The organism is Pseudoduganella ginsengisoli (assembly GCF_009720865.1).
GTDB classification, from domain to species: Bacteria; Pseudomonadota; Gammaproteobacteria; order Burkholderiales; family Burkholderiaceae_D; genus Rugamonas; species Rugamonas ginsengisoli.
Genome location: NZ_WNLA01000104.1, coordinates 1 through 282, shown reverse-complemented (window position 1 = coordinate 282; position 282 = coordinate 1). Strand labels below are relative to the sequence as shown.

The window sequence follows — 282 nt, the reverse complement described above, 5'->3', positions numbered from 1 at the left end:
TGTACGTACCGGTCCACGTGGTGCCGCCATCGGAAGAACTGAGCGAGGCTATGGAACCGTTGGCCACCGTCAGGTCGGCCGTGGTCAATCCTGTCACCGCTTCGCTGAACGTGATGGTGACGGTGGCCGTTTCGCCCGCTGTCAGCGCCGAGTCTGACAAACTGATGGTGGCGGTGGGCCGGGTCGAATCGATGGTGTAATTGGACGAAGCCGTGGTGCCGGAACCGGCATTCCCGTTGGCATCCGCCACCCCCGTGTTGTCCAGGGTGAGCACGTTGGTGG

At 63.1% G+C, this 282-nt stretch carries 1 protein-coding gene; it reads right to left on the bottom strand.

Annotated features, from left to right (window positions below; translation table 11 throughout):
* On the bottom strand, positions 1–282 hold a 282-nt coding region (locus GM668_RS30805; RefSeq protein WP_170305935.1), incomplete at both ends, for an Ig-like domain-containing protein.